The sequence below is a fragment of the Pseudomonas sp. 1 genome (assembly GCF_056626735.1).
In genome coordinates this window covers 21,717-38,584 of the sequence record NZ_JBWXMQ010000001.1, presented here as the reverse complement: position 1 = coordinate 38,584, position 16,868 = coordinate 21,717, and the positions used below count along the sequence as shown (strand labels likewise).

The following is a 16,868-nucleotide window of genomic DNA, read 5'->3' as shown; positions in this document are numbered from 1 at the left end:
ATTCAAGGGGTGACGATGTTGAATCGCGCATCCGCTTCGTCGAGACCGCCCATGAACTGCAAAAACTTCAAACGTTCGCCATGAATGGAAATGTCGCCCAGGGTGGCTTCCTTGAGAAAACCGGTCTGCTTGAGGGCAATGCGGTCGAGCGTTGACTTGGCCATGCTGACCTCGACATCGGCGTGCTCGTGGCGGGTTCGGTCACGGTGGGTCAATACACCGTTGCGCAGGGTCAGGGCGTAATCCTCGTTCAGGTCGGTAAAGCGCCAGTTGATGGTCAGGTCGCGGTCAGCGGCCTTGAACGCATCAATGCGCACCGCCAGGTAATCAAAAAACAGGGTGGGTGTGAGGGCACGCACCATGTCATCGGCGTTGCCACCGGCACCGCTTGCGGCAGCTACGCCATCGCGCAATTCCTGTGCGCCGCTGAGGTAGGCATTGCGCCACGTGGCGTTTTCGCTTTGATAACCCAATTGTTCCAGCGCGTCGGCCTGCAGTTGTCGCGCCTGAACGTTGTCCGGTTCGGCAAACACCAAGTGGTTGACCAACTGCGCCACCCAGCGATAGTCGCCTGCGTCGAACGCGGTATGCGCTTGCTTGAGTACCTGATCGGCACCGCCCATGGCCGCCACGTAACGCTTGCCGGCGTCGTGTGGCGTCAGCGGGTCGAGATTGGCGGGATTACCGTCATAGAATCCCATGTAACGCTGGTAGACCGCGCGTACGTTGTGGCTCAACGAGCCGTAGTAGTCACGGCTATACCACTTGCTCGCCAATTGCGGCGGCAGACTTGTCAGGGTCGCCGCGATTTCCATTGGCGTCAGGCCCTGGTTGATCAGGCGCAGCGTCTGGCTGTCGATGAAAGCGTACATGTCACGTTGATCGGCCAGGTAGTCGCGTATTTGCTGGCCACCCCAGGTCGGCCAGTGATGCTGGGCGAAAACGACCTGCGCCTGATCACCGTATTGGCGTAATGACTGATCGAGATAATGTGCCCAGATTTTCGGGTCACGTACCAACGCGCCACGCAAGGTCAGCACGTTGTGCTGAACGTGCGTGGCGTTTTCGGCCATGCACAATGCCTTGAATCCTGGAAAATAGATGTTCATTTCTGCTGGGGCTTCGGTGCCGGGGGTGAGCTGGAACTCGGCCTCAATGCCGTCCAGTGTCAGCCGTTCCAGCGGCTGGGTGATTTCCCGTGTGGGGGCGATGAGGCTGATGGTGGCATTGGCCGGAATTCCTTTGCCCAGGCCCGCATCCACCTGACCGCGCTCACTGCGCGGCAACGCGGCGCCGTACATGTATTGGGCGCGACGCTTCATCGCCGGCCCGGCCAATACGTTTTCACCGATGGCGTGCTCGAAAAACCCCTGCGGTGCAATGACCTGAACCTTGCCCGCCTTGACGTCGGCCTCATCGATCACCCCGCGCACGCCGCCAAAATGATCGACGTGCGGATGGGTGTAAATCACTGTGTTGACCGGTTTGCGCGGTCGGTGTTTGAAATACAGCGCCATGCCAGCTTTTGCCGTCTCGACCGACAGCAGCGGATCCATCACGATCAGCCCGCTGTCGCCCTCGACAATAGTCATGTTCGCCAGGTCCAGGCCGCGGATCTGATAAATGCCTTCGGTGACCTTGAAGAGCCCCGCGATGCTGTTGAGTCGGGCGATCCGCCACAGACTCGGATTGACCGTGCCAGGCGCGTCAGCGTTGTTGAGAAACGCGTATTGACCTGGGTCCCAGACACTGTTGCCCGCGCCATTGCTGACCACTGCGTCATAACGCTCGATCAGGCCACGGTTCGCGGCCTCGAAATCACTACGGTCTGCAAATGGCAGACGTTGCAGCCATTGCGCGTTGCTGTCGAGGGTGATGGCCGTTGCATCCTTGGCTGGCGTAGCTGCCAGGCCGGACAACGGTGCAAGCACGGCCAGTGCCAGCAATGAGGGTCGCAAACGCATGGGGTGTTCCTTGTTATTGTTGAGGGCCAATCACTCTAAGTAGCCTGCCAAAGCGCAGCCAATACCAGAGCGGCATGGTGGCCATCTCATTTTTCGATGCTTTCAAGGCTGCGCGATGGCGAGGATCTGCTCCGACAGCCAGGCCAGCGCCGGGTCATGTTGGCGATGGCTCAGATACACCAGATCCAGTTCGAACGGATCCAGCGCAAACGGCAGATCATGCAAGTCCAGTGGCAGCAATTCGGCGAACTGCTGGGCGAGCTGAGTGGGCAGGACAACGCAGAGGTCGGTGGCTGCTACAAGGTGCGCGGCCTGCAAGTAATTGGGTGTGGTGTACACGATCTGTCGTTGCAGATTCTGCTCGGCCAGCCATTGATCGACCATTCCGCGGGTTTGCCCGCCGTGCACCCAGAGGTGGCGCAACCGCAAGAAGGTTTGAAGATCCAGAGAGTGGTTGACCTGCGGATGATTGCGGCGCACGGCAACCCGCAACGTTTCCCGGCGCCAAAGTTGCCGGGTGAACCTCGCCGGCAGCTCGTTGAAGCGCCCGAGCACCATGTCCAGATCGCCGCGGTCCAGCGCATCGGCCGGCAGATTGGGTGCCAGGTGCACAACGTCGATGCGCAGGTGCGGCGCCGCTGTCTGCAGATGCGCCAGCAAGGGTGGCATGCACAGCTGTTCGACAAAATCGGTCAACGCAATGCGCAACTGGCGGTGGCTGAGCAGCGGCTGGAAGGCATCGCCGATAGCCAGCGTCTGCTCAATTTGCCCGAGTGCCGCGCGAATTGGCCCTTCGAGGGCGAGTGCGCGAGGCGTCGGGCACATGCGACGGCCGACACGCACCAGCAGCGGATCGTCAAGCAAGTCACGCAACCGCGCCAGTGCATTGCTGACCGTAGGTTGCGTCAATGCCAGCCGCTCAGCTGCGCGCGAGACATTTTGCTCGCGCAACAGCATGTCAAGGACGCGCAATAGATTCAGATCAAAGTTCGACATATTCATGGGAAAAATATATTCCATGGTTAATCTAAATTTCAAAAATATCTGATGCGTGCTTAGGGTGGCGGCTGTTCTTTTCGTCTCTGGAGCATGCGTGTGAGTACCTCTTTGGATATCAGACAGGTTGCTGTCATTGGTGCCGGCACCATGGGCCGCGGCATCGTCATCAGCCTGGCCAGCGCCGGACTGCCAGTGCTTTGGCTGGACAGCAATACACCGACTCTCGACGCAGGGTTGAGTGCGATCGAGCAGATATGGTCGCAGCAGGTCGTCAAGCAGCGCATCAGCCAGCCTGAGGCTGAAGCCAACCGCCAGCGTGTCCAGGCCGTTCACGATTATGCGGCGCTGGCCGAGGTCGATCTGGTGATCGAAGCGGTGTACGAGAGCCTTGAGCTCAAACAGGAAATCTTTCGCGCACTCGACCGCCAACTCAAGCCACAGGCCATTCTGGCCAGTAATACGTCAGCGCTGGACATCGACGCCATTGCCGCCGTCACGGCTCGCCCGCAGCAAGTATTGGGACTGCATTTCTTCAGCCCGGCGCACGTCATGAAGCTGCTGGAAGTCATCCGTGGTGCACGCACCGACAGCGCGGTGCTCGATGCTGCGTGCAGGCTGGGCGAGCGGATCGGCAAGGTTGTGGTCGTCGCAGGGAACTGTCCCGGCTTCATCGGTAATCGCATGCTCGCCAGCTACGTGGCCGAAGCGCGCAAGCTGTTGCTTGAGGGCGCATTGCCCCATCAGGTCGATGCGGTATTGCAGCAATTCGGTTTCGCCATGGGCCCGTTCCGCATGTATGACGTGGTCGGTATCGATCTGGAGTGGCGCGCGCGGCAACTGGCCGGGGAGGGCATGGAGGCACCTTTGGTACAGGTTGATAACGCGCTGTGCGACCTTGGCCGTTTCGGTCAGAAAACCGGCCATGGCTACTACAGCTACCCGGAGGACAGCCGTCACGCCGAACACGATCCTCAGGTCGACGCGCTGGTGCTCGAAATCTCTCATGGGCTGGGTTATCGCCGCCGCGAGATCTCCAAACAGGAAATCCTCGAGCGCTGCCTGCTGGCCTTGATCAATGAGGGCGCGAAAATCCTCGAAGAAAAGATCGCTGCCAACAGCCATGACATCGATCAAGTCTGGCTCAACGGTTACGGGTTTCCCAAGGACACAGGTGGCCCGATGCGCTGGGCTGACGCACAAGGTTTACCCCTGATTGCCGCACGGCTCGAACATTTGCAAAGCCTGTTCGGTGAGTGCTGGCGACCGGCAGCGCTGATCCGCCAATTGATTGCTGACGGCAGGCACTTCTTCAATGTCCAGGAGGGTGAGGTATGACTTACCAGGCGCCACTGCGTGAAATGCGCTTTGTTTTGCACGAACTGTTCAACGTCACTGAACATTGTCAGCAAATGCGCACTGAGCTCGACCGCGACACGATTGATGGCATCCTCGAGGAGGCGGCGCGTTTTGCCGGCGAAGTCATCGCTCCGCTCAATCGCAACAGTGACGAGCAGGGCTGTCAGATGCATGGCCGTGAAGTCAGCACGCCACGAGGGTTTCGCCAGGCGTATCGACAATACGTTGCTAACGGTTGGGCCAGCATGACCGGGCCGCTGGCGTTCGGGGGGCAGGGCGTGCCGCAGATGGTTGCGGCATGTTTTCACGAAATGCTGATGTCGGCTTCCCTGGCCTTTCGCATTTACTCAGGTCTGACTGAAAGCGCGGTGCTGGCCGTGCATCGACACGGCAGCCCGGCGCTCAAACAAGCCTATCTGGCGAAAATGGTCAGCGGTGAATGGACCGGAACCATGTGCCTCACCGAACCTCAGGCCGGCACCGATCTGGCCCTGTTGCGCACCCGTGCTCAGCCTGAAGGTGATGGCAGTTACCGGGTCACGGGTACCAAGATTTTCATCAGCGGTGGCGAGCAGGATCTGACCGATAACATCATCCACCTGGTACTCGCCCGTCTGCCAAGTGCGCCGCCGGGGGTGAGGGGGATCAGCCTGTTTCTTGTGCCGAAAATTCTGCCCGATGGCCAGCGCAACAGTCTTGGTTGCGGTGCGCTGGAACACAAGATGGGCATCAAGGGCACCTCGACGTGCGTGATGAATTTCGACGGTGCGCAAGGCTGGCTGGTTGGTGAGGCGAATCAGGGATTGGCCTGCATGTTCACCATGATGAATGACGCGCGTTTCCAGGTGGGCCTGCAAGGCCTGGGTATTGCCGAAGCGGCGTTTCAGGGTGGCCTGAGCTACGCCCGTGAGCGTTTACAGTCCCGCTCCCTGGCCGGTGCGGTCGCGCCTGATCAGGCCGCCGATCCGATCATTGTTCATCCCGACGTGCGCCGCATGCTGTTGACGCAAAAAGCGCTGACTGAAGGTTGCCGGATGCTCGCTGCCTATACCGCGCGGCAGCTGGACCAGGAAGGGGGAATGGGCGAGGAACATAACGCGGCGAAGCGCCGTGCAGCGCTGCTGATTCCGATTGTCAAAGCGTTCTTTACCGATGTGGGTCAGGAAGTCGCCAGCCTTGGCGTGCAGCTCTATGGCGGACACGGCTATATCCGCGAGTGGGGCATGGAGCAGCTAATGCGCGATAGCCGCATCACTCAACTCTACGAAGGCACCAACGGTATCCAGGCGCTGGATCTGGTACGCCGCAAACTGCTGGCCGACGGCGGTGCCGAGCTCCATGCGCTGATCGATGAATTGGCAACAGGGCTTGATACCGCCCAATCCCATGAAACGCTGCAGGAAATGGCCCGGGTTGTCAGCCTGCGGTTGACCGAATGGCGCACACTCGGCACCTCGGTCATCGAAGCCTGTCAGCGCGATCCGCAGGAAATCGGCGCGGTGTCGGTGGATTTTCTTGCTTACTCGGCATACGTCCTGCTGGCCGCTCTTTGGCTGCAGGCTGCTGCCTGCGCGCAGCAGGCCTTGTCGCAAGGAAGTCCTGATCGCGAGTTTTATCAAACCAAATTGCACACTGCTGACTTCTATTGGCGACGTCTGCTGCCCCGCGCCGGCGCTCATCGCGAAGCGTTACTGGGCGGAGCGAATTGCCTGATGGCAATTGCGGCCGGCGATTTCAACGCCTGATCAGGCCTGTCACTCACAAAAACAAGGAATCGTGTCGATGCAGTCCTTCAGCTTTGCCACCGCCGCGCAGATTCTCTGCGAAGCCGGCGCGGTGCAACGACTCGCCAACCTGTGCCGGGAACGCGGTGCCCGGCGCGTTTTGATCGTCACCGATCCGGGAATTGCCCGGCTCGGTTTACTTGACGACCTGCTGCCAGGGTTCAGTACTGCGAAAGTCGCTGTGGCGATTTTCAGTGATGTATCCGCCGACCCCCATGAAAACTGCGTACTGGCGGCGGTCGAGCGCGCCCGGCATATCGGTGCCGACCTGATTGTCGGTTTCGGTGGCGGCAGCTCGATGGACGTCGCCAAACTGGTCGCGTTGCTCGCCCATCCCGACAATGCCCAGACACTTAACCAGTTGTACGGCGTCGATCAGGCCAAGGGCAGGCGCCTGTCGTTGATTCAGGTGCCGACCACGGCGGGCACCGGTTCGGAAGTCACGCCGATCGCCATCGTCACCACCGGCGAAACCAGCAAAATGGGCATCGTTTCGTCATTGCTGCTGCCGGATCTCGCTATCCTCGACGCCGTCTGCACCCTGGGGCTGCCACCGCAGATCACGGCCGCTACGGGTATCGATGCGATGGTCCACGCCATCGAGGCTTACACCAGCAAAATCAAACGCAACCCGCTGTCCAGCCTGCTCGCTCGCGAGGCGTTGCGACTGCTGGCGACGAACCTTGATCAAGCGGTACATAACGGCGGTCATCTCGCTGCACGTCAGGCCATGCTGCTCGGTGCCTGCCTTGCCGGGCAGGCGTTTGCCAACGCACCGGTTGCCGCAGTGCATGCCCTGGCTTATCCGCTGGGCGGGCACTTCCATATTCCCCACGGCTTGTCCAATGCGTTAGTGCTGCCGCACGTTCTGCGTTTCAACCTGCCCATGGCCCAAGCGGATTACGCCGAACTTGCCGCGCCATTGCTTGGGGACCGGTTGCAGGCAGGTGATCGCAGCAGCCTCGCCGAGCAGATGATTACGGAACTGGAGCAACTGACGCAGCGCTGCGGCCTGCCGGCTCGCCTGCGTGATATCAACGTCCCCGGGAATTGCCTCGAACAATTGGCCAGTGACGCGATGCTGCAGCAACGACTGTTGGTGAACAATCCGCGCGAAGTCAGCCATGACGATGCTTTGGCCATTTACAGGGCGGCTTGGTGATGAGCGATCCGCGGTCTGGTGCCAGCTACCGCAACTTCACCCAGATCACTATTCACCCAGATCACTATTCAACCAGATCACTACGCGTTGGCATGACAACGATGCCTGTGGTCACGTCAACAATGTGGTCGATCAAGCATCAGGGAGTGAGCACGATGGCGCCGTTGAACCGACCACTGCGCAAACAGGCCAGGGCCTGATTGGCCTCATCCAGCGCAAACCGGGTGACGTCGCAGTGCACTGACGTGTGTTGCAGCTCGGCGAAAAACGCAGTGCCGTCCTCACGGGTCAGGTTGGCTACCGAGCGCAGGATGCGTTCGCCCCAGAGCAGACGATAGGGGAAAGCGGGGATGTCGCTCATGTGAATTCCGGCGCAGATCACGCAACCGCCCTTGACAGTTGCCGACAGCGCCAGAGGCACCAGCGCGCCGACCGGAGCGAAAATCAGGCCGGCATCCAGCGGATGAGGCGGCAGTTGATCCGAAGGGCCGGCCCATACGGCCCCCAGCTTGCGGGCATAGGCCTGGCTTTCGTGATCCTCGGGCCGGGTGAAGGCGTACACCTGTTGGTGGCGGCCCCGGGCGATCTGGATCGCCAGGTGGGCTGCCGCGCCAAACCCGTAGAGACCGAGGTGGCGGGCGTCACGGGCCATTTGCAACGCACGAAAGCCGATCAGTCCGGCACACAGCAGGGGCGCGGCCTGCAGATCGCTCAGGGCATCGGGAATCGGGAAGCAGAATCGCGGATCGGCAACGGTGTACTCGGCGTAGCCGCCGTCCAGTTGGCAGCCGGTGAACTGCGCCTGATCGCAGAGGTTTTCTCGGCCCGATCGGCAGAACGAGCATTCGCCACAGGTCCAGCCCAGCCAGGGAACACCGACCCGTCGTCCGATCCACTCAGAGGCGACGTCGCTACCCACTGCGGTGACTTCACCGACGATTTCATGCCCCGGCACCCGAGGCAGCACGGCTTGCGGCAGTTCGCCGTCCAACAGGTGCAAATCGGTACGGCACACACCGCAGGCCAGGACTTTGATCAACAGTTGCCGTTCGCCGGGAACGGGAACCGGACGTTCTTCCCGTTGCAGCGGCTGTCCGGGCGAGTGCAGAACCATGGCGCGCACAGGCAGGCTCCAGATTGGACGAGATCAATGCCCGACAGGGCGATGGCAACCGGCGATCATCTGCTTGAGCCCTTCCAGGTCGAGGACTTTTACGTCACGCCCGGAGATCTCCACCAGATCCTTGTCGCGCAAGTGCGCGATGCCCCGGCAAATGGTTTCCAGGCGCAAACCCAGGTACGAGCCGATTTCCTCGCGGCGCATTTTCAGTACGAAGTTTTTCGCCGAGTAACCGCGCTGGTTCAGGCGTTGCGAGAGGTTCAGAAGGAAGGCTGCCAGGCGTTCGTCGGAGTTCATCGTACCGAGCAACATGAGCATGTCGTGGTCGCGCACGATTTCCCGGCTCAGCAGCTTGGTCAGGTTGTGTTGCAGCGAGGGCAGTTGCTGCGCGAGTTTTTCCAGATGGGAAAAATGGATCGGGCAGACTTCGCTGTCTTCCAGTGCAAAGGCGTTGCAGGTATGGGAGTCAGTGCTGATGGCGTCCAGGCCGAGCATTTCTCCCGGCATTTGAAAACCGGTGACCTGCTCACGCCCGTCGAGGGACAGCAAATTGGTCTTGAATGACCCCAGGCGGACGGCATACAGGGATCGCAACGGATCACCTTCACGGTAAAGGGCCGCGCCTTTCCTGACTTTGAAGCGCTGGGCGATGAGTGCATCCAGCCGCTCTACCTCCGGCCCGGACAGGCCGATCGGCAAACACAGCTCCAGCACACTGCAGTTGGAGCAGGCCGACTTGAGGCGACGAAATTGCAACGCTTTGGTGTCGGACATGAATGTGATCCCCATCACACGGGCGTTTAATTATAGTTGCCCGTCTGTCAGGGGCACTCAAACCGGCGTCGGCAAAGAAAAAAAACGACCAATGGAATATGTCACTCATCATCTACTTTCGCTTCAGGGCGAGTCGTCAATTGAACCTGTGCGCTGAGGGTGACGCTTGATTTAAATCAAGTTACGGCGGGGGCCGCCCTCCAGAATCGATCATTTGATCGGGACCTTCGACCTTGACGCGAATAGCCTTGGCCAAGTCTTTTTTCTACGCCTGGCCGACAAAATTTCGTTGAGGAATATCAACAATGGCGCTTCGGGCCGCAGCGGCCGCAAGCGAGCGATTTGTTGACAAAGATCAGAGCCGGCGGCGGCCAACGCCAGATACTCAAGCCAACACGGCCTTCAGCATTGATCCATTGAGGAGAAAACCATGAACAGGCGCTTGGTCATCGTCGTGCTCGGTTTGCTGGTGGCGGCGACTGGCGGTTGCGGTCATCGCCAGACCGAAGAATTCGACGCTCGGTTGGAGTCCGCCGAGGACAACGCCGCAACCGCCAGGCTTCGGGCCGATGAGGCGTTGCTCAAGGCAGAGCAGGCGCAGCGAGCGGCTGAAGAGGCGTACGAGCGCGCAAGACGCATGGCCGAAAAAGCGGCACGCAAGTAATCGAGATCGATCACGAGTCGGAACAGGGACGTCAGGCTGGCAGGATCAGCCAAGCATTGCCGGGGAAAAGTGATGCTCAAACTCAAACGCATTTTGTTGATCGCTCGCCCCGAGATGAATCGTTCTCCGGCCTTCGAACGTGCCGAAGCGCTGGCCAGGGCAACCGGAGCGCTTTTGCATATCGTGGCATTCGATTATGTCCAGGCGCTGGCGGTAGCGGGTCTCTTGGACCCGAATGCCATGACCCAGGCGCGGGAGGGCTATCTGCAAGTGCACCGGCAGTGGCTGGAACAGCAAGCGCGGTTTCAGCGCAGCGCCGGACTGCCAGTCAGCACCGAAGTGGTGTGGGCCAGGACCACGCCCGCCCATGTACTCGAATACATCAATGACTTCCATGCCGATCTGGTGATCAAGGACATGCAGTATATGCCGGCACTCGAGCGTGCCTTTCATCGGCCGCTGGACTGGGTATTGCTGCGCGACTGTCCGGCTCATCTGCACCTGGTGAGCGAAGGCGCCAATCCCGTGCCTGCGAAAATACTGGCTGCCATCGACCTTTCTCATCTGGAAGAACTGACCCAGGGCCTCAACGACCGGATTCTCGATCTCGCCAAAACCCTGGCAGACGCAACCGGCGCGACGTTGCAGCTGTTGAACGTCTGTAACTGGTCGGTGCTGGGGGACGCCGCGATGAGTGTGCCGACACCAAGTCTGGACCGCAGCTTGTGCGAGGCGATTACCGATACCCAACAAGAGGCATTCGATGCGCTCGCCGAACGCTACGGCATCGACAAGCCTCGGCGGCATCAAGTGACCGGCATTCCCCACAAGGTAATCGAACTGTTCGCCCGCCAGAATGCTTTTGACATGCTGGTGCTGGGGTCGGCCTATCAACGCGATGTCGATGGTTTTGTCGGCAGTACGGTCGAAACGTTGACGAACCGGGCACCCTGCAGCCTGATGATCGTCAAGCCCACTTCCGGTTTCGACTGATGGCAGCGCCAGTACCCGGGTGCCTTCATTTGCGCAGGGGCACGGCATGTCGTTAAAACCACCCGTTTCAGAGATCGACCGACAGCCAGCACTGGAACGTGGCCGGCATTACAGCCGGTCGGCCCTGTGGCTGACCTGGCTGCTGGGCGCCGCGATGTTTGCGACGGTGGTAGGGGTTGCTCTGCATTTTACCGATGTCGAATCCTTCAGCCGCTTGCTGACGCAGGCTCAGCCGCGATGGCTCATCGTTGCTTTCGTTCTGCAGGCCCTGACATACGTCGCCCAGGGCCAGGTCTTTCGCGTAGTGCTCAAGGCCGGGGGCCAGGACCTGTCCCTGTGGGTCGCGGGCAAGCTCAGCGTGATGAAGCTGTTTGTCGACCAGGCGCTGCCATCCTCCGGGATCAGCGGGGCGTTCGCTGTCGTGGCCTCGTTTGTTCGTCTGGGCTTTGTCAGGCCGGTGGTGCTGGCGTGTCTGGTACTGGACCTGTCGGGGTATTTTCTGGCCTATGCCTTGTCGGTGGGCCTGGCGTTGCCGGTCATCATTGTTCAGGGGCACGGTACCACCGCCGTGCTGACCACCTGCGTGATCTTCGTCGCATTCAGCCTGCTGCTGGCGCTTGTCACTCCGGGGCTGGCGGGCAATGCACGACTGATGACCCATGTGCCGGGCCAACGGTTGGCGATCGTTGCCAGAAGCCTTGCCTTGCTGACCGGCGCGGACCGGCGTCTGGTGCGCAGCCGCCTTCTGCTGTTGCGCATCACCTTGCTGGAACTGGCAATCATCCTTCTGGACAGTGCAACCCTGTGGGTGCTGGTGCGCTCGCTAGGTGTTTCGGCGCCGCCCTTGGGCCTGTTTGCCGGGTTCATGCTCGCCAGCGTCTTGCGCAGTATTGGCATTGTGCCGGGTGGTCTTGGGGCGTTCGAGGCGGCTGCCGTCGTCACCATGCACTGGGCCGGTATCGACGTGGCGGTGGCGCTTTCCGCAACCTTGCTGTTTCGCGGCCTGACGTTCTGGTTGCCGATGCTTCCCGGCCTTTGGCTGGCGCACCGGGAATGGCATTCCTCCGCTCACGGGCACGGCCTTGCGGCAAACCCGGATTACTGGAGTCCGGCGGTCAGTCAATTGTTCATTAGCTTGCACAGTGGGCCAGCGGGATTGAGTCACGCTCAAGCCAGGGCACGACGGCGTCGAGCCCCCACCCCAATCAAGGATCGACCCAAGGGACTGGGCAGGCTGGTGCTGGAGCAGATGCGTACGCCGTTGGTATTGATTCTGATCGCCGGCGCCGGTATTGCCGTGTGGGTGGGGGACTGGCTGGATGCGGCAATCGTCGGTTGCATTGTGCTGATCAGCGCGGTGCTCAGTGCCTGGTACGAGAATCGTGCCAGCCGTGCGGTTGAGCAGTTGCGCAGCAAGATTGCCTTGCGAGCGACCGTGCGGCGAGAGGGCCACTTGCTGGATGTTGCCGCCAGCGATGTGGTGCCCGGGGACATTCTGGTGCTCACCGCCGGCAGCCTGATCGCTGCCGACGGTCGTATCCTGCAGGCACTCGATTGTTTCATCGGCGAGGGCCTGCTGACCGGCGAAACCTACCCGGTGGAGAAAACACCGGGGGATTGCGCCCCGGAAGCCACCCTCGCGCAGCGTCACAATTGTGTGTTCATGGGCACGTCGGTGCGCAGCGGTTCGGCCGAAGTTCTGGTGACCCGCTACGGCCAGGACAGTGAAATCGGTCATATCGCCAGAACTCTTGCGCTACGCCCTCCGGAAACGGAGTTCGAGCGAGGCCTGCGGCACTTTGGCGGCCTGCTGCTGCGCGTAATGCTGGTGATCACCATCGTCGTGTTCGGCATCAACATCCTGCTGCATCGTCCCCCCCTCGACACGCTCATGTTTGCGATTGCCCTGTCCATCGGACTGTCGCCGGAACTGTTGCCGGCGATCCTCAGTATCACCCTGGCCAAAGGTGCGCAGCGCATGGCCGGCAAGGGGGTGATCGTGCGTCACCTCAATGCCATTGAAAATCTCGGGACCATCGACATTCTGTGTACCGACAAGACTGGAACCCTGACCCGCGGGGTTGTGGTTCTGGACGCAGCGATGGATGTCGAAGGCATCGCAGCACCGAGCGTTCTGCAACTGGCAGTGCTCAACGCGAGCCTGCAGACCGGCATGCGCAACGCCATGGACGATGCCATCACCCTCGCGGGCAAAGACCTGGGGACGGGCGACGGGGTGCGGAAAATCGATGAAATCCCTTATGACTTCGTGCGCAAGCGCCTGAGTGTGGTGGTCAGCCAGAAGCCGCCGGCTCCCCGCTTGATGATTACCAAGGGAGCGTTGGACAACGTGTTGCAGGTCTGTACGCAGGTGCGGCATGGGGGTCAGAGCGTGGCACTGGACACCGCTGAACGGGCATTGATCGCGCAACGCTTCGGCGAGTGGAGCGAGCAGGGCTACCGCGTCCTGGGACTTGCCACGCGTGAGCTGCCGGAGCAGATGCATTATGGCCGCGAGGATGAGCGAGACTTGAGCTTTCGCGGTTTCCTGTTGTTTTTTGATCCGCCGGAACCGGGAGTCACGCAAACCATCGCCACCCTCGACAGGCTCGGAGTGCAGGTGAAAATCATCAGCGGCGACAATCACCTGGTGGTGCGGCATGTCGGCACGGCAGTCGGCCTGCCTGTGGAGCGCATCATTACCGGCGCCGAGCTGGCAGTAATGAAGGACGAGGCGCTGATGCACCTGGCGGCGCGCACGACCCTGTTCGCCGAAGTCGACCCCAATCAGAAGGAGCGCATCATCCGCGCCCTGCAGAAGACCGGTCATGTGGTGGGGTACATGGGGGACGGAATCAACGATGCCCCGGCGCTGCAAGTGGCGGACATCGGGATCTCCGTGGACAACGCTGCCGACGTGGCCAAGCAGGCCGCCGACTTTGTGTTGCTGGAGCACGACCTGGACGTGCTGCGCGAGGGTATCGAAGAGGGGCGGCACACGTTTGCCAACACCTTGAAGTACATTTCCATCGTTTCCAGCGCCAACTTCGGCAACATGATCAGCATGGCCCTCGCGTCGCTGGCGCTGCCCTTTCTGCCGCTGCTCGCCAAGCAGATCCTGCTTAACAACTTCCTGTCGGACATTCCCTCCATGGGTATCGCCAGCGATAACGTTGACCGGGAATGGCAAAGTACCCCGCATCGCTGGGACATCATTCAGATCCGCAATTTCATGGTGGTCTTCGGGCTGGTGAGCTCGTTGTTCGACATCGTGACGTTCGTGGCTTTGTACCTGCTGTCGCAGATGGTACCCGAGGTTTTTCGCAGCGGCTGGTTCGTGGAGTCGCTGCTGACCCAGCTGCTGACGATTTTCATTGTGCGTACCTACAAACCGTTCTATCGCAGTCGCCCGGCAACGCTACTGATGGTCAGTGCCCTGGCGGTCGGGCTGCTGGCGATCGGGCTGCCGTACAGCTCAATCGCCGCTTCGCTGGGATTGGCGCCTTTGCCGTTACCGATCCTGGCATCGGTGCTGGCGATCAGTCTGCTGTACACGGTGTGTGCCGAAGGCGCGAAGCGTGCGCTTGACCACAAGTCGCCTGCTCGTACAGGCACTTGACATAAATCAACGTCAAGGCCGCCTTCACGGTGGATTCTGAAATCCATACAGGTGCCTGGTCACCGGACAGCAAGCGGTTCGTTCAGGGTGGCGGGCAGCGACAAGCAAGTTTCGTGGAGTCCGATCATGAGCCAGTATCAACGATTATTGCTGATCATCAACCCGGCCCTGCGCCAGTCCAAAGCCCTGGACCATGCCGCCGCGCTGGCCAAGGCCAGTGGTGCCAGCCTGCACGTCGCCGCCTTGATCCCAACCTGGAAGCTCTTGTCGCTACTCGAAGAAGGCGATCGGGAAAAAGCACGCGAAGAGTACCTGCAAGACCAGCGCAACTGGCTCGAATACCACACCGGTCACCTGCGCAGCAGGGGGCTTGAGGTGACGGCGGAGGCGAAATGGGCCGATGACCTGCAGCAAGACATTCTCGATTATGTCGCGGAAATGCAGCCCGACCTGTTGATCAAGCAGGTGCAACGCGAGCCCGCGCTCAAGCGCGGTTTCTTTACCCCACTGGACTGGCGTCTGTTGCGTCATTGTCCGGTACCGGTGTACCTGCCTGGCGAAGGTGATCATCCTTTGCCGCGCAAGGTAGTGGCAGCGGTCGATGTGGCCGACACCCTGGAACAGGAGGACGGGCTCAATGAGCGAATCATCCAGCAGGCGTCCAGCCTGGCTATCCAGTGTCAGGCCGAGTTGCACCTGGTGTATGCCTGCGACGCATCTGCGCTGTTCCTGGGTGATGTGGGCGGCGGGGGCCTGACCCTCCCGGATCTCTACAGTCAGTTGCGCCAAGGCCATGAAAAATCCTTCCTCGACCTGGCTGGTCGGTATGGCGTGCCGGCTGACCGGCGGCATTTCATCGAGGGGCATCCCGTAGCCGTGCTGCAAGCGTTCGCCGATGAGCGAGAGATGGACGTGATTGTGATGGGCAGAGTCGAGCGTCACGGCATGGACAAACTGTTGGGCAGCACCACCGAACATGTCCTGTACCAGGTGACGTGCAGCATCCTGGCCGTTTAGCGCTGTCATGAATCGCCATTGTTCAACTTCCTTCTTCAACTTCCCAGGAGGTTAACGTGATCCACAGTCCCTCACTGCAAACGACCTTGCCTAACCGCGCCGAAGCCGGTCGGCGCTTGGTCGAACCCTTGCTCAAATACGCTGACAGGCCTGAGGTAATCATCCTGGCCTTGCCCCGTGGCGGTGTCCCGGTGGCCTATGAAGTCGCCACCGCCCTGCGTGTGCGGCTGGACCTGATGCTGGTACGCAAGCTCGGCGTCCCTTCGCACCCCGAATACGCCATGGGCGCCATAGCCAGTGGCGGTGTACAAATCCTCAACGAGGATGCGCTGCGGGCGCACCCGATCGATCGAGCCGGTTTCGAGGCGGTGGTCGCCCGGGAAGCGCAGGAGCTGTCGCGACGTGAAAAAGCGTATCGGGGAACCCGCCCGCCACCGAAAGTAAGGGGCCAGGTGGTCATCCTGATCGACGACGGTCTTGCCACAGGTTCTTCGATGATGGCTGCGATCCAGGCGGTAAAGATGCAGGCGCCGGAGCGCGTCATCGTTGCGGTACCGGTTGCTCCTCGGGAAACAGTCGAGGATTTATCGATGCAAGTGGACGAAGTGATCTGTCCGCTCATTCCTGACTGGATGATGTCGATCGGCTACTGGTATCTGGATTTTCCCCAGACCTCGGACGAAGAAGTCATCGATCTCTTGCAACGCGCTTGGGAGCGAAAATTGCCGAGCGTCTCCTGCACGGAACATCGCGATGCCTGAAGCTGAATTTAGATGCCTGGATCTGCCTGGCGTTGAATTGTCCGCCGATTTGCGTTTGCCGGAGAACGCGCGCGCCCTGGTCATCTTCGTACACGGCAGCGGGAGTGGTCGATTGAGCCCGCGCAATCAATACGTGGCCGATGTATTAGCCCTTCGGGGCTTGGCCTCGCTGCTGTTCGACTTGCTGACGGAACCGGAGCAGCGCCTGGATAATCTTAGCGGGGTCCTGCGCTTCGATATTTCCCTGCTGGCTAGGCGGTTGATCGATGTGATCGATTGGGTCGGGCGGGACCGTGAGTTGTGTTCTTTGCTCATGGGTCTGTTCGGCGCCAGTACCGGTGCGGCGGCAGCAATGGTGGCTGCCGCCGAGCGGACGTCGGTGGTAGGGGCAGTGGTCAGCCGGGGTGGGCGAACCGATCTGGCCGGGCCGGCCCTGGCCCGAGTGAAGGCGCCAACGTTGCAGATTGTTGGCGCACAAGACCCTATGACACTGGCCTTGAATCGCCGGAGCTCGCAAATCCTGCGGTGTGAGCAACGGCTGGAAGTCGTGGAGGGTGCCACGCATCTTTTTGAAGAGCCTGGCACGCTGGAAGAAGTCGCCAGGCTCGCCGGCGACTGGTTTGAGCAGCACCTGCGGACGACGTAGTGGGTCGTT

General features: G+C 60.7%; 13 protein-coding genes. 9 read left to right on the top strand and 4 right to left on the bottom strand.

Annotated features, from left to right (window positions below):
* Nucleotides 1–2: 2 nt before the first annotated feature.
* Entirely contained in the window at nt 3–1,964 is a 1,962-nt protein-coding gene (locus tag AC1MDC_RS00160) for an alkyl/aryl-sulfatase (protein WP_480392211.1), read from the bottom strand.
* A gap of 102 nt (nt 1,965–2,066) precedes the next feature.
* Nucleotides 2,067–2,984, bottom strand: a complete 918-nt coding sequence (locus AC1MDC_RS00155; RefSeq protein ID WP_234205318.1) for a LysR family transcriptional regulator — start codon at nt 2,982–2,984, stop codon at nt 2,067–2,069.
* A 75-nt stretch (nt 2,985–3,059) separates the two neighbouring features.
* On the opposite strand from AC1MDC_RS00155, the gene AC1MDC_RS00150 reads away from it, so the two are divergent.
* Genes AC1MDC_RS00150 through AC1MDC_RS00140 form a run of 3 tightly spaced genes read left to right on the top strand, consistent with a single transcriptional unit; the run spans nt 3,060 to nt 7,265 of the window.
* A complete protein-coding gene (locus AC1MDC_RS00150) occupies nt 3,060–4,298 on the top strand; it encodes a 3-hydroxyacyl-CoA dehydrogenase (RefSeq protein ID WP_085702055.1) in 1,239 nt (412 codons plus the stop codon).
* On the top strand, nt 4,295–6,064 hold the full coding sequence (locus tag AC1MDC_RS00145) for an acyl-CoA dehydrogenase C-terminal domain-containing protein (protein WP_480392210.1): 1,770 nt from the start codon (nt 4,295–4,297) through the stop codon (nt 6,062–6,064). The genes AC1MDC_RS00150 and AC1MDC_RS00145 overlap by 4 nt, the downstream gene beginning before the upstream one ends.
* Nucleotides 6,065–6,101: 37 nt before the next feature.
* Nucleotides 6,102–7,265, top strand: a complete 1,164-nt coding sequence (locus AC1MDC_RS00140; protein ID WP_480392209.1) for an iron-containing alcohol dehydrogenase — start codon at nt 6,102–6,104, stop codon at nt 7,263–7,265.
* Nucleotides 7,266–7,404: 139 nt separating this feature from the next.
* Here the strand turns inward: AC1MDC_RS00140 and AC1MDC_RS00135 are convergent, their stop codons facing one another.
* Both AC1MDC_RS00135 and fnr read right to left on the bottom strand, forming a co-directional pair.
* A complete protein-coding gene (locus AC1MDC_RS00135; protein ID WP_085702057.1) occupies nt 7,405–8,388 on the bottom strand; it encodes a zinc-dependent alcohol dehydrogenase family protein in 984 nt (327 codons plus the stop codon).
* 24 nt (nt 8,389–8,412) lie between these two features.
* Nucleotides 8,413–9,159 carry a fumarate/nitrate reduction transcriptional regulator Fnr gene (gene fnr, locus AC1MDC_RS00130; RefSeq protein WP_085696119.1) on the bottom strand — a complete coding sequence of 249 codons (747 nt, stop codon included), beginning with the start codon at nt 9,157–9,159 and terminating at the stop codon, nt 8,413–8,415.
* A 430-nt stretch (nt 9,160–9,589) separates the two neighbouring features.
* Between fnr and AC1MDC_RS00125 the strand changes: the two genes are divergently transcribed.
* The 6 genes from AC1MDC_RS00125 (at nt 9,590) to AC1MDC_RS00100 (ending at nt 16,859) form a co-directional block, all read left to right on the top strand.
* Nucleotides 9,590–9,823 (top strand): Lpp/OprI family alanine-zipper lipoprotein, encoded by a 234-nt coding sequence (locus AC1MDC_RS00125; protein ID WP_480392208.1) that lies wholly within the window; start codon nt 9,590–9,592, stop codon nt 9,821–9,823.
* 72 nt (nt 9,824–9,895) lie between these two features.
* A complete protein-coding gene (locus tag AC1MDC_RS00120; RefSeq protein ID WP_480392207.1) occupies nt 9,896–10,816 on the top strand; it encodes a universal stress protein in 921 nt (306 codons plus the stop codon).
* Nucleotides 10,817–10,862: 46 nt separating this feature from the next.
* On the top strand, nt 10,863–14,435 hold the full coding sequence (gene mgtA, locus AC1MDC_RS00115; protein WP_480392206.1) for a magnesium-translocating P-type ATPase: 3,573 nt from the start codon (nt 10,863–10,865) through the stop codon (nt 14,433–14,435).
* A 126-nt stretch (nt 14,436–14,561) separates the two neighbouring features.
* Nucleotides 14,562–15,452 carry a universal stress protein gene (locus tag AC1MDC_RS00110; RefSeq protein WP_480392205.1) on the top strand — a complete coding sequence of 297 codons (891 nt, stop codon included), beginning with the start codon at nt 14,562–14,564 and terminating at the stop codon, nt 15,450–15,452.
* Between the two features lie 56 nt (nt 15,453–15,508).
* The gene (locus AC1MDC_RS00105) at nt 15,509–16,213 is read left to right on the top strand and encodes a phosphoribosyltransferase (RefSeq protein ID WP_085696124.1); all 705 of its coding nucleotides are present in this window, start codon (nt 15,509–15,511) and stop codon (nt 16,211–16,213) included.
* Nucleotides 16,206–16,859: a dienelactone hydrolase family protein gene (locus AC1MDC_RS00100; RefSeq protein ID WP_480392204.1), complete on the top strand. Its 654-nt coding sequence runs from the start codon at nt 16,206–16,208 to the stop codon at nt 16,857–16,859. The genes AC1MDC_RS00105 and AC1MDC_RS00100 overlap by 8 nt, the downstream gene beginning before the upstream one ends.
* The last annotated feature ends 9 nt before the right edge of the window (nt 16,860–16,868 follow it).